The sequence below is a fragment of the Klebsiella sp. H-Nf2 genome, from assembly GCF_002806645.1.
GTDB lineage: Bacteria > Pseudomonadota > Gammaproteobacteria > Enterobacterales > Enterobacteriaceae > Klebsiella > Klebsiella variicola.
Genome location: NZ_PIBL01000012.1, coordinates 26,156 through 38,636 on the forward strand (window position 1 = coordinate 26,156; position 12,481 = coordinate 38,636).

Sequence of the window (12,481 nt, forward strand, 5' to 3'; positions counted from 1 at the left end):
TAGCCCCGGTAAGCGCAGCGCCACCGGGGAAAACAGGTTAAACTTCACTCCATCGCCACCTTCACCGCTTCTCCTAGCTTCACCATCACCGCTTTATGTTTCTCGGTCGGCGGCAGGGCGCAGTTGATCCTGACGCAGTTGCGATACTTGCCCGCAGCCGAAAACAGCGAGCCCGGCGCAACCTGGATCTTCAGCCGGCATAGCTGTTTGGCGACGCAGACCATATCCACCTGCTCCGGGAGCTCAACCCACAGCATAAAACCGCCTTTCGGCCGGGTGACGCAGATCCCGCACGGGAAAAACTCCCGCAGCCAGCAGGTGTAGATCTCCATATTACGCTGATAGATCTGCCGCATCCGCCGCACGTGACGGTGGTAGTGGCCTTCGCGAATGAAATTGCAGGCTGCCAGCTGAGTGGAGGGGACGTTGGTGCCGCTGGCGGCGTACTTCATCTGCAGCAGACGATCGTAATAGCGACCAGGGGCGATCCAGCCGATGCGCAGGCCGGGGGCGATGGTTTTGGTAAAGGAGCTGCAGAGCATCACCCGGCCGTCGATATCCCAGGAGTGAATGGTGCGCGGGCGCGGGTACTCGGTGGCCAGCTCGCCGTAAATATCATCCTCGAAAATCACGATATCGTGGCGCTGGGCCAGGTTCAGCACCGCGCGCTTACGGGCGTCCGGCATGATAAAGCCCAGCGGGTTATTGCAGTTCGGCACGAGGATCACCCCTTTGATTGGCCACTGATCCAGCGCCAGCTCCAGGGCCTCGATGCTGATCCCGGTTTCCGGATCGGTGGGGATCTCAATGGTCTTTAATCCCAGTCCGCGCAGCATCTGCATCGTGCCGTAGTAGCAGGGGGATTCCACGGCCACGATATCGCCAGGCTGGCATACCGACAGCAAGGCCAGAGACAGCGCGCTGTGGCAGCCGCTGGTGAGCACCAGATCGTCGGCCGTCACCACCGAGCCGCCGTCAAGCATCAGGCGGGCGATCTGCTCGCGAAGTTCCCGGCGCCCGGCCAGCTCGTCATAGTTCAGTACTTCGCTGAGGTTGTGCTGGATCGCCCGGCTCAGTTCGCGCCAGATAGGCTTCAGGCTTGGCTGAGTAACATCCGGCGAGCCGCCGCCGAAGGGGATAATCGATTTATCGTAGCGGGCGTCGAGCATGGTCAGCACCTGATCCCACTGGGTGATCTCCACCGGGCGCTGTACCGGACGCGACATCGGCGGCACCGGCGGCTGGGCCTTGCGGGGGGCAACGAAATAGCCCGATCGCGGCTGCGGCACAATCATCTGTTGCTGCTCAAGCAACTGATAGGCCTGCTGGACGGTGCTGATGCTGACGCCATGCTCCTGGCTCAGGCTGCGCACCGACGGCAGTTTTTCGCCGTGGCGATACAGGCCCTGTTCAATGCGTTCGGCCAGCAGGGCAGCGAGATGTTGGTAGCGGGTCATGCTGTATCCTTGATTGTCGCCATACAGATAAAAGAACCAGTACAGATGGGCGGAAAAAATGGGGTCTGGTGTACGTTTTAGCCAATCTGTATGTTAAAGAAAAGTGTTTTGTGAATCTGTATTCCTTGGCCCTAAATCCGTGAAGATAAAGCCTCTGGCAAGGTGAGGAGGTAGAGGATGGAATTTCACGAGAACAGGGCAAGACAGCCATTTATTGGTTTCGTACTGCTGGTGCGTTTTATCAAAAAATGGTGGCTTCAGGAGCAAACGCGCAGAGCTTTGCAGCGAATGAGCGACGAACAGCTGAAAGATATCGGCCTGCGTCGGGATCAGATCAATTAAAAAGTGCGGTTTTTTTCAGGCATCATTCCTTCTTTGCCCCGGTAAGCGCTAGCGACGCCGGGGAATACATTCACTAAATTTATCAATTGATGCGGCGCGATCGTCTGTTTCTTGATACTTACCCTGATAAGTATTATTTTCTTCCCAACAATGAGAGGAAAACCTGTGACCGAAGACGACCTGTTTGCCCGCCGTCCGTTGGGGATGAGAATGGCCATGGTGGTGCGCCAGTGGCGCGCTATTATTGACTCCGCTATCACCGATACCGGACTCACCCAGTCCAGCTGGACGGTGTTGATGCAGTTGCATCAGCTGGGAGACAACGTCTCGGTCAGCGAACTGGCGGAGGTGCAGGGGATTGAACTGCCGCCGCTAATGCGCACCCTCTCGTTACTGGAAAAGCAGGGCTATCTGCTGCGTTCTACATCGCCATATGACAAACGCATTCGCCTGCTGACGCTGACCGCCGAGGGGCGGGCGATTCTGGAAAAACTGAGCTGCGTGATCGAGACCTATCAGGAACGCGTGACTCAGACCATCCCGGAGGCCGACCTCGCCACCTTCAGCGCCACATTAAATCAAATCGCCTGCCGTTTGCGGAATATCCGCGAAGAAGATAACAAGATCTAACACACTATGATGACGCCTGAACAAAAATTTGCCCGCTGGGTACGGGCGAGTATTGCCGCTTTTCTGGCAATATTCGCCTGGTTTATCGTTGCCGATATCTGGATCCCGCTGACGCCGGACTCCACCGTGATGCGCGTGGTGACCCCGGTATCGTCGCGGGTCTCCGGCTATGTCTCGCACGTTTACGTGCACAACAACAGCCAGGTTAAAAAGGGCGACCTGCTGTATGAGCTCGACCCAACGCCATTCATTAATAAAGTTGAAGCGGCGCAGATTGCCCTTGAGCAGGCGAAACTGAGCAACCAGCAGCTGGACGCACAAATCGCCGCCGCCCGCGCCAACCTGCGCACCGCGCAGTACACCGCCCGTAACGATAAGGTCACGCTCGATCGCTACCAGCGCCTGAGCACGATGCAGAACGTCTCGCAGTCCGACCTCGATAAGGTGCGTACCACCTGGCAGACCAGCGAGCAGTCGGTCTCGGCGCTGAACGCGCAGATCCAGAACCTGCTTATCCAGCGCGGCGAGCGCGACGATAAGCGCAACGTCACCCTGCAGAAATACCGTAATGCGCTGGAGGAGGCGCAGCTGAACCTGGCCTGGACCCAGGTGCGTGCCGAAACTGACGGCATGGTTAGCAACCTGCAGCTTAACCCGGGGATCTACGCCACCGCGGCGACGGCTGTGCTGGCGCTGGTCAACAACAATACCGATATCGTCGCTGACTTCCGTGAAAAGAGCCTGCGTCACACCGCGGTGAATACCGATGCAGCGGTGGTCTTTGACGCCCTCCCGGGGCAAGTCTTCCCGGCGCACGTCACCAGCAGCGATGCCGGGATTCTGGCGGGGCAGGAGGCGGTGAACGGCCAGCTGTCGCAGCCGGAGCAGTCCACCCGCTGGGTGCGCGACGCACAGCGCATGCGCATTCACGTCGCCCTGGATCAAGCGCTGGACAAACCGCTGCCGACCGGCGCCCGCGCCACGGTGCAACTGTACAATAGCGAGGGGCCTTTCGCCCGCACCTTTGCCGGCCTGCAGATCCACCTGGTGAGCTGGTTGCACTATGTCTATTAATACCCTGGCGCACGTCTTTACGCCGCACGGCAATATCGTCTATACGGCGAATGATTTTCGCCAGACGGTGCGTATCGCTGTGGCCGGGACTATTGCGCTCAGTATCTCCACATTCTATGACGTCCAGTACGGTGTGTTTTTCGTGGTTTATCCACTGATGCTGATGTCGCTGGTGCCGTTCTTCAACCGCCATGTCGCCCGCCAGTTTGTGTTTAGCGCGGCGGTGAACTGCGTCGAAATGGTATTGATTGTCGGCTATCTGTCACAGTGGCCGGTGATCATGACGTTAGTCGTCTTTGGCCTGTACGTCATGCGCTTTCGCTTTATGAGCCAGGGACCGTTGTTCCTGCTGGGATCGATGGGGGTGGTGTGCCAGAGCACGATGCTCAACTTTATGAGCTATCCCACCAGCAACTGGCATACCCTGATGTTCTCTAACATGGAAGCCTGCGTGCTGGCGGTGGCGCTGAGCGCGCTGCTGCATTACCTGATCCCGGACGTCGAACCGCGCAAGCCGCCGCCGCGCATTGAAAAAGACGCCGCCCGCATTCGCCACGAGTCTCTGCTCTCCGGTACGGTCGCGACGATCATCTTTGTGGTGTTCCAGATCTGCGATCTCAGTGACTCGCTCTCGGCGCTGATGGCCGGGATCCTGATCCTGTTCCCGATGCACTATCGCGGGGCGGTGATCAGCTCGATCTGGCGCGTCGTCGGGGTGGTGCTGGCCTGTCTCTATATTCTGGTGGTGCAGCTGATCATCTATGATTTCAGCAACCACATGATCCTGATGATGCCGCTGATTGGTCTCGGGCTGGCCTTCAGCGCCCGCCTGCACGTGATGGAGAAAGTGGGCGCCGGGGTGGGCTTCGCCAGCATCACCACCATCGGCATTATGTTCGGCCAGAACCTGCATCCCTATCAGGATCTGGTGTTCAGCGACCTGTACCGTATCACCTCGGTGACGGTTTCGCTGGTGGTGACGCTGACTCTGGTCTTTCTCATGCACCGTCTGCTGAACTGCTTTGCGGCGACGCGCTTTGTGATCACCCATTAACCCGTCTGTGGGAAGGTAGCGAGGCAGCGCCACGCTTCCCCATCCTGCTGATACAGCGCCGCCGTCTGTTCCGGCAGGATCCAGCTGCGCGCCGCGTCTTCCGTCCCCTCCAGCAGTACGCACAGCCCGCAGCCGCTGCGCAGCTGGCGGGGAATATCTTTGACCTCGAAGGTCATCCCCGCCGCCTGCAGGGCTTTGCGCATCCGTACCACCCCCACCGTGGAATGAAATAAAAACAGAAAGGTTGTCATCCGCGCCTCCGCTGGCGCAGGCCGATCAGCGCCGCGCCGATCGCCCCGGCATACTGGGCATCGGGGTGGGTTGTCACCGCCATGCCGACATGGGTTTCCAGCATGCGGGCAAAGGTGGCGCAGTGGCTGACGCCGCCGGTAAACAGCAGCGGCCCCTGCGGCGATAAGCGGCCAATAAAGTTCGCGCTGCGCCGTGCCATGGCGTTAATCACCCCCGCCAGAATTGCCTCTGGCGCGACCCCCGCCGACCGCAGGCTGATGACCTCCGATTCGGCAAACACCGTGCACATGCTGGTAATCGCATGCGGCTCGACGCCTGCGGTGATGCTGTCGAGTTGTTCGACGCTGGCGCCAAGCGTCCGTGAAATGACGTCCAGGAAACGTCCGGTACCGGCGGCGCATTTATCATTCATCAGGAAGTCGCTGAGATTGCCCTCGGCGTCCAGCTGGATGACTTTGCTGTCCTGGCCGCCGATGTCAATCACTGTGCGGGTGTCCGGCGCCAGCAGGCGAGCGCCGAGGCCGTGACAAGAGATCTCCGTCACCTGCTTATCGGCAAAGTCCACCAGCTGGCGGCCATAGCCGGTAAGGGTTAAAAAAGGCGTCTCCATGAGGCCCGCGCGTAGCGTTTCCCAGGCCTCATGGATGGCGTCGGCGGGGCGAAAGGGAGTGGGGCAGAGGAAGCGGCGCACGATGACGCCGTCTGCCAGCAGGATGCCTTTCGTGGCGGTAGAGCCGGAATCAATGCCAACCGTGTAGATCACGCGCTCTCCTTACAGCATTTCGATAAAGGCGGCGACGCGGGTACTGAGCTGGCCGAGGTCCGCTGTCGAATAGTCGGTTTCAATCGCCATGTAAGGAAGATCGTGCTGCTGGCGCAGATGGCGTTTAATCGCCAGCGATTCCACGGCATAGGTATGGCAGGCCTGCAGAATGACGTCGATCACCCCGTCGGCCTGATACTCCTCCACCATCTGGCTCAGCAGCTGCAGACGCTGGTCGTTGGGGGAAATACAGGAGCAGCCGATGGCGAGATATTTATCGGTTAAGGCGTCGTAGACGTCACCCTCTTCCGCCACACAGCGCTCGGTCGCTTTCGCGCCGGTGCAGTTTTCATAGCCGACCACCCAGCCGCCGTTTTCCTCGATGGCGCGGACCACTTTTTCCGCCGCGCCGCCGATCGGGCAGCCAGTGATCAGGATCCGCGGACGTGGCTCGAGCCGTTTACCCTGCAGCCACTCCTGATGGATGCGCTCCGCCATGGCATGAAGTTCATCAATCAGGGCGGTTTTGTCGAAACGGAAGGTGGCGCCATACACCACTTTCAGGATGTCGCTGCCGCTGAGCGCCGGCGGATTGAGTTGCCCGAGACGATAAAAGTGGGCCAGCGCCCGGCGCTCGCGATTTTTCAACACGATGGCTTCACGCAGCGCCGCTTCGCTAATCGGCGTGCCAAACCGGGCCTCAATCACCTGCTGCAGGCGCAAGATCTCCGCTTTCCACAGCGCGCGGGAAGCCGCGTCGCTGGCGCTGTTCGGCAACTGCATGACGTGGACCGCCTTGAACTCGGCCATGTACTCGTACATCTTCTTTTTACCGTCGCAGGTGGTTTCCCCGACCACCAGGTCAGAGAAATAGAAGTACGGGCATTTATCGGTTTTGCCGAAGCCGTAGCTGCTTTTGATCAGCGGGCAGAGGTTGCGCGGGAGATCTTTTTCCGCTTCCTCGATGGTTTCATCGGAGGTCGAGCATAGCGAGACGACAAGGGCGCCCGCTGCCATGGCGATCTCCTGAGGCATAAAGGTGCAGTAGGTGCCCACCAGCGGCACGTTCTGCTCTTTAAGATCCATGACGGTGAGAAAGCCCTTCTGGCGAGCTTCTGAGAACTGGTCAAAAATGGCGGGTAGATCGGTGATAAGCGACATGATTTTCCTTCCCCGTACACGGGAGATGCTGAAAGAGTCGCCATTATAGCCCTGTTGTTTGTGTGCTTTTATTGATCTCCTGCGTCTGCGCGCGGCGTTAATAGACCTTCTTCAAATCCATCTCTTCCTGGATCCGCTCGCTCCACGCCAGATGGGTGCGGATGGCCTCTTCGATACCGGCGTTGTAAAACAGCGGCCCCAGCTCTTTGGCGATAAAGTCGACAAAAAATTCGGCGTCAAACTGCTCCAGCTCGAGGTTGAAGGTCTCTTCGCAGTACTTGCTGAGCTTGTCGCGCAGCAGGTCGCGCTGCGCCTGGCTGAGTTCAATGTCGTTCATGATGGGGCTTTCTCCGTAAAAGGGCTCACGACTGCCGGGCTTCGATCACCGCTTGCCTACGCTGGCGCTGGTGGCGTAACAGTCCGGCCAGGCAGCAGGCGGCGACGATCCCGGCGGCCACCGCCAACAGGTGGAAGGGGAGTCTGCCGCCATGGAACCACAGCCAGCGCGCGCCTTCAATCGATAACGCGCTGACGCTGAGGATCACGATATTCAGCGAGGCGGAGACCGTGCCTTTCGGCAGGTCGTTGGAAAAGAGGGTAAAGCGAAACAGCGTCGGGAAAATCAGCCCGATGCCGAAGGCGTAGAAGCAAGTGCCGAGCACTGACCACAGCCAGACGTGCGGCCATGCCAGATTTCCAACGATCAGAATGGCCAGGCCGAGCATCTGTACCGGCACCGCGCTGAGCACAAAGCGCGGGCGGGTGGGATCTTTTACCCAGCGCGCCACCGACAGGTTAGCGATGATGACGGCGCTGAAGACCGGCACCTGGCTCCAGGCGAACTCGCTGGTGGTCAGTCCGCCGGCGTCCATTAAAATCACCGGCGATACCGCCACCCAGCTCATCAGCGGAATATAGCTCAGCGCCAGCGTGGCGGCGCCGAGCAAAAAGATGCGGTTGCGGAAGACGTTGCGAAAATCGCGCAGCACGCCGACCAGGCTGAACGGCACATCGCCGCGGCGCACCGTCTCAGGCATGGTCAACAGCAGGCCGAGCCAGGCCACCAGCCCCATGGCGGCGATAATGCCGAACAGCGCTTTCCAGTGGATGAAATGCATCAGCGCCGCGCCGGAGAGCGGGCCGACGATTGGCGCCACCAGCACGACGGAGGTGATCACCGCCATCAGCCTGATCGATCTTTTTTCCTCAAAGGCCTCCTGCACGGTGACGTAGCCGACGGTGGCGATAAAGCAGATGCTGGTGCCCTGCACGAAGCGGGCAATCAGGAACTGGGTCATGGAGGTGGTGAACAACGTCGCCAGGCACGCGAGGGTGAAAATCAGCGCGCCGGTGAGCAGCACCGGACGCCGTCCGATCCGGTCAGAGAGCGGCCCCAACAGCCATTGCAGCGCCATGCCGCCGGCCATATACAGGCTCACCGAGGCAGGAGCCAGCGCCACATCGGCATTGAAATCCCGCACCACGTGCAGGATCCCCGGCTGGATCAGGTCGGTAGTGAGATAGGCGGAAAAATCATACAGGATTAGCGCCGCCGGGAAGAACAGCGCGGCGGCGTGGCGGGTCAGCCAGTGGGAAATCCGGTGCATCATTTCGCCCTCCCTGTGGAATATTTATCAGCGCTATTGTTCGGATAGTATCATTGCTAACCAATATGCAGATGCAGCAGCGAGGGGATCTGCGAGAACAGCCACAACATCAGGCCGATGGTCCCTCCCACCAGGGTGCCGTTGATGCGGATAAACTGCAGATCTTTACCGATATTGAGCTCGATCTGCCGCGACATATCGCGGGCGTCCCAGCTCTTCACCGTGTCGCTGATATGGCGGGTGAGGAAGGCGGCGAACTCCGGCGCCACCCGGTGTGCCGCCTGTTCCAGGTGTTCGTTAAGCGATTCGCGCAGGGCGTCGTCGCGGAGTAAGGTTTCACCGAACCACTGGCCGGCCTCGGCGATGCGTTGCTTAATACGTGAGTCGTCGCTGCTGATATCGTTTTTTACCCAGCTGCGCAGGTCGCCCCACACTTCACCGAGATAGCGGTTAAAGGTCTCATCATTTTTCAGATATGCTTTGATGTTCTCGGCCTTCTGCGCCATGAGCGGGTCGGATTTCAGGTTGTCGATAAGCTTCTGCACCGCGTGGTCGAAGGCCTGGCGGATCTGGTGGGTACGGTCATGACTCACCTCGTCCAGCAGGGTATTCACCGCGTCGGTGACCATCTCGGCGCTGTGCTCGCCGAGCCACTCGGTGGGCAACAGTTTGGCCTTCAGCGGGTGCTCGGTCTCCAGCCAGCGCACGATGCCGCGAGCGATAAAGGCGCGGGAGTTGTCCCGCTGCAGCAGGGCGATAAGCTGGCTTATCAGCGAATCCAGCAGCTTCTGGTGGCGATTGTCGCGGGTCATCCCCTCCAGCATCATGGCGCTGGTCTGCGTCAGGTCGACTTTATCGATCGCCTTATGTACCGCGCGGCGCAGCAGGCGCTGAATGCGCGCGTCGTCGGTCAGTTCAAGAAAACCGCTCATCACTTGCAGCAGGTGCTGGCCGACCCGGCGGGCGTTCTCCGGCTGGCTGAACCAGTTGCCGAGCATCAGGGCTGGCTCATAGCGGCGGATCAACGCGACCAGCGACGGGGTGTCGAGGAACTTCTCCTCAACAAAGCGGCCAAGATTATCGGCGATGCGGTCTTTGTTGCGCGGGATAATCGCGGTATGTCGGGCGACAAAGGGCAGCGGAATACGACGAAACAAAGCGACCACCGCAAACCAGTCGGCCAGCGCCCCGACCATTGCCGCTTCGGAAATGGCCTTTAGCGCGCTGACCCATGGCGTCGGCGGCAGCAGCAGGGTGGTGATAAATAGCGCGGCGGCGATCAGCAGCAGCGACAGCGCCAGCAGTTTGGCGCGTTTGAGTTCAGCGAGTTTTTCCATAAACTTAAGCATATAACCTGACGGCGAGGTCGTGCAAAAATCGCCAGATAATCCACAGACCGAAGATCATCAGGACCGCCCCTGCCGCCCGCTCGACCCGCCAGACGATGGCGCCCAGGCGGCGCTGTATCTGCGGCAGCGCCATCGCGCTCACCAGCAGTAAATCCCAGAAGAACACCACGCTGACCATCCACAACCCGCTCACCGTTTGCTGCAGCAGGGTGACCGCCGGCCCGAGCAGGGAAGTCATCAGCGCCAGATAAAACAGAGCGTTTTTGGGGTTGAGCAGCGATGACCCCAGCCCGAGCAGCAGCTGCCTGCCGAACCCCGGACGCGATGCGCGAATGCTCTCCACCGCCAGCGTCGCGGGACGGCTGCGTATCAGCAGGCTGCCAATCCACAGTAAATAGCCCGCCCCCAACAACTCGATGAGCAAAAACAGCAGCGGCGCCTGACGCAAAAGCCCCCAGCCGACGATGGCGAGAACAATATATAGCGCATTGCCGGCGGCGATGCCGAGACATAGCCCGATGCTGCCGCGGATCCGGTAGCGCACGGCGTAGCCGACTAACAGAAAAAAATCAGGGCCCGGGCTGAGCAGAGCGACAAAGTGAGACAGGGCTAGCGCCGGGAAGGCGGCGGGAAAGAGCGTCGATAAGGTATGCATAGTGGCCTCGATAATGGTACTGAGGCCACCCTAAGCGAAGTGCCGTATTACTTATTGTCGGATATTGATCTGCAATGCGCATATTGCCGCGGCGTGGCGGCGGTATAGCTGACAAAGGTTTTATGGAAATGGCTCTGATCGGCAAAGCCAGCCTGATAGCTGACATCGGCAATAGGGTCCCCGGCGCGTAAACGCGTTTTCGCATATTCGATGCGCGCCATGTTGATCAAACTGGCGGGTGTCAGGCCGGTATCCTGTTTCACGGCGCGGATAACGGTCTCTTTACGAAGCGCGCTGTCGTGGGCCAGCTTATCCAGCGACGGCGGCGCTGGCAGTTCTGTCGCCAGGCGCTGAAACAGCAGGGCGCTGGCGTGATGTGGCGCCTGCGGCGCGGCGGCGCACAGCGGCAGCGCGTGCAGGAGTTGCGCCAGCCGGGCGGGCAGTTGTTCAAGGCTCCCGCGGCTCATCAGGGCGACAACCTGCTGGAAACAGGCAAAGAGAGGGCTGTCGCGCAACAGTGGCTGCGGCGAGGCGATACTGGCGCCAGGGGGAATATCCGGGCGCTGCGCGTGGCACCATGCCGCCTCCAGGTACAGCATATGATAGCTGCGCGGCCTGTCATGCAGCGGATTACAGCTATGCGGCGCGTGCGGGGGGATCACGATCAGATCCCCGGGCTGCAGGAGATATTCCTCACCATTGCACAGGCAGCGCGTTTCCCCCTCGATAATCGCCCCCACCGAGAGCTGCGGGTGGCTGTGGCGTTTGTAGGCCTGGCGGCTGCGCCAGGTGCTGCGCAGCTCCAGCCACGGTAGACGATCGTCTCGCCAGAAGGTTTGGGGGATATCTCGGGTATGGTTCACCGCATCGACCTTTGCTGAGGAGGGAGAGGTCGTTTATAGCATGCTGCGCGGAGGCTGTCGCCCGCCTGGATTTGCGTACCGCCTCGAAAAAGGATGTCGCGCTTGCAGTCCGGGGAAATCTATTTTCGTGGCGGTGCGTAAAGGTTGTATTGCCCGGGTGTCAGAGACATTCCGAGCGCGTAGAGTCCCTGCAGGATAAGCAGGCAGGGATGAGCCGATGGCAAAGGGCACCACCTCGACGCCGCATGATGCGGTGTTTAAACAGTTTCTCACTCAGGCCGACACCGCGCGTGATTTCCTGGCGATCCACTTACCGCCTGCGCTGCGTCAGCGCTGCGACCTCGATACCTTACAGCTGGAATCGGCAAGCTTTATCGAGGAGAGCCTGCGGGCCTGGTACTCCGATGTGCTGTGGTCACTCAAAACCGCGTCTGGCGAGGGCTACATTTATGTGGTTATCGAACATCAGAGCTCGCCGGACGCGCAGATGGCTTTTCGCCTGATGCGCTACGCCATCGCCGCGATGCAGCGCCATCTTGATGGCGGTCATACCAGACTGCCGCTGGTGGTGCCGATGCTGTTCTATCACGGAGCGACCACGCCATACCCGTGGTCGCTCAACTGGCTGGACTGTTTTGCCGATCCGCAGCTGGCGAGGGCGCTTTATATCTCGCCCTTTCCGCTGGTGGATGTCACGGTGATCCCCGACGATGAGATCGTTCGCCACCGGCGCGTGGCATTACTCGAGCTGATACAGAAGCATATTCGCCAGCGCGATTTAATGGGCATTGTTGAGCAACTGACGACGATTTTACTTAGCGGGGACGCTAATGACAGACAGCTAAAAACGCTGTTTAATTATCTGCTGCAGACTGGCAACGCGCGCCGCTTTGGCCGGTTTATCCACGAAGTGGCGCAACGGGTTCCTCAGCACAGGGAGAGATTGATGACCATCGCCGAAAGATTACAGGAAGTGGGCCGCAGAAAAGGCAAACGGGAAGGCCGGCAAGAAGGATGGCAACAAGGCAGACAAGAAGGACAGCATGCCGAGGCGCTGCGCATTGCACAGAGGATGCTGGACGACGGTATTGCCCGCGAGACGGTGGTGAAAATCACTGGCCTGGCCGCCGACGAGATCGCCACGCTGGAACATTGATAACGGCGGGGCGGCCTGAGGGTAGCCCCGGTTAGCCTCTTTATGGAATATTCCGGATATACCTAACTTTACCCGCATCGCCAGCCATCTCGACTACCCTTAATATCCTTGACGGCAT

At 59.7% G+C, this 12,481-nt stretch carries 14 protein-coding genes; 5 read left to right on the top strand and 9 right to left on the bottom strand.

Annotation, left to right across the window (positions count from 1 at the left end):
* Positions 1-44: 44 nt before the first annotated feature.
* The gene (locus tag CWM58_RS22470; RefSeq protein WP_074387172.1) at positions 45-1,457 is read right to left on the bottom strand and encodes a PLP-dependent aminotransferase family protein; all 1,413 of its coding nucleotides are present in this window, start codon (positions 1,455-1,457) and stop codon (positions 45-47) included.
* A gap of 177 nt (positions 1,458-1,634) precedes the next feature.
* On the opposite strand from CWM58_RS22470, the gene CWM58_RS22475 reads away from it, so the two are divergent.
* The 4 genes from CWM58_RS22475 (at position 1,635) to CWM58_RS22490 (ending at position 4,557) form a co-directional block, all read left to right on the top strand.
* On the top strand, positions 1,635-1,799 hold the full coding sequence (locus CWM58_RS22475) for a DUF1127 domain-containing protein (protein WP_008807599.1): 165 nt from the start codon (positions 1,635-1,637) through the stop codon (positions 1,797-1,799).
* A 165-nt stretch (positions 1,800-1,964) separates the two neighbouring features.
* Positions 1,965-2,429, top strand: coding sequence for a MarR family winged helix-turn-helix transcriptional regulator (locus tag CWM58_RS22480; RefSeq protein WP_074387171.1), 465 nt, complete (start codon positions 1,965-1,967; stop codon positions 2,427-2,429).
* 6 nt (positions 2,430-2,435) lie between these two features.
* Positions 2,436-3,503 carry an HlyD family secretion protein gene (locus CWM58_RS22485; protein ID WP_100681833.1) on the top strand — a complete coding sequence of 356 codons (1,068 nt, stop codon included), beginning with the start codon at positions 2,436-2,438 and terminating at the stop codon, positions 3,501-3,503.
* A complete protein-coding gene (locus tag CWM58_RS22490) occupies positions 3,493-4,557 on the top strand; it encodes a DUF2955 domain-containing protein (RefSeq protein WP_074387169.1) in 1,065 nt (354 codons plus the stop codon). Before CWM58_RS22485 ends, CWM58_RS22490 begins: the two co-directional genes overlap by 11 nt.
* Here the strand turns inward: CWM58_RS22490 and CWM58_RS22495 are convergent.
* The 8 genes from CWM58_RS22495 to CWM58_RS22530 form a co-directional block, all read right to left on the bottom strand.
* A complete protein-coding gene (locus CWM58_RS22495) occupies positions 4,554-4,808 on the bottom strand; it encodes a DUF3343 domain-containing protein (RefSeq protein WP_061155890.1) in 255 nt (84 codons plus the stop codon). The two genes, CWM58_RS22490 and CWM58_RS22495, sit on opposite strands and share 4 nt — an antisense overlap.
* Positions 4,805-5,572 (bottom strand): putative 2-hydroxyacyl-CoA dehydratase activator YjiL, encoded by a 768-nt coding sequence (gene yjiL / locus CWM58_RS22500; protein WP_100681834.1) that lies wholly within the window; start codon positions 5,570-5,572, stop codon positions 4,805-4,807. The genes CWM58_RS22495 and yjiL overlap by 4 nt, the downstream gene beginning before the upstream one ends.
* 9 nt (positions 5,573-5,581) lie before the next feature.
* Positions 5,582-6,733 (bottom strand): double-cubane-cluster-containing anaerobic reductase, encoded by a 1,152-nt coding sequence (locus CWM58_RS22505; RefSeq protein WP_061155888.1) that lies wholly within the window; start codon positions 6,731-6,733, stop codon positions 5,582-5,584.
* A 97-nt stretch (positions 6,734-6,830) separates the two neighbouring features.
* Positions 6,831-7,070 carry a DUF2164 domain-containing protein gene (locus CWM58_RS22510; protein ID WP_025713129.1) on the bottom strand — a complete coding sequence of 80 codons (240 nt, stop codon included), beginning with the start codon at positions 7,068-7,070 and terminating at the stop codon, positions 6,831-6,833.
* Between the two features lie 25 nt (positions 7,071-7,095).
* Positions 7,096-8,343 (bottom strand): multidrug efflux MFS transporter MdtM, encoded by a 1,248-nt coding sequence (mdtM, locus tag CWM58_RS22515; RefSeq protein WP_100681835.1) that lies wholly within the window; start codon positions 8,341-8,343, stop codon positions 7,096-7,098.
* A 53-nt stretch (positions 8,344-8,396) separates the two neighbouring features.
* Positions 8,397-9,689: a DUF445 domain-containing protein gene (locus CWM58_RS22520; protein ID WP_008807587.1), complete on the bottom strand. Its 1,293-nt coding sequence runs from the start codon at positions 9,687-9,689 to the stop codon at positions 8,397-8,399.
* Complete coding sequence (locus CWM58_RS22525) at positions 9,682-10,344, bottom strand: LysE family translocator (RefSeq protein ID WP_100681836.1); 663 nt, start codon at positions 10,342-10,344, stop codon at positions 9,682-9,684. Before CWM58_RS22525 ends, CWM58_RS22520 begins: the two co-directional genes overlap by 8 nt.
* Positions 10,345-10,391: 47 nt before the next feature.
* Positions 10,392-11,207: an AraC family transcriptional regulator gene (locus tag CWM58_RS22530; RefSeq protein ID WP_100681837.1), complete on the bottom strand. Its 816-nt coding sequence runs from the start codon at positions 11,205-11,207 to the stop codon at positions 10,392-10,394.
* A 217-nt stretch (positions 11,208-11,424) separates the two neighbouring features.
* Here CWM58_RS22530 and CWM58_RS22535 point away from each other — a divergent pair, with 217 nt between their 5' ends.
* Positions 11,425-12,363, top strand: a complete 939-nt coding sequence (locus tag CWM58_RS22535) for an Rpn family recombination-promoting nuclease/putative transposase (RefSeq protein WP_064160787.1) — start codon at positions 11,425-11,427, stop codon at positions 12,361-12,363.
* Positions 12,364-12,481 lie beyond the last annotated feature (118 nt).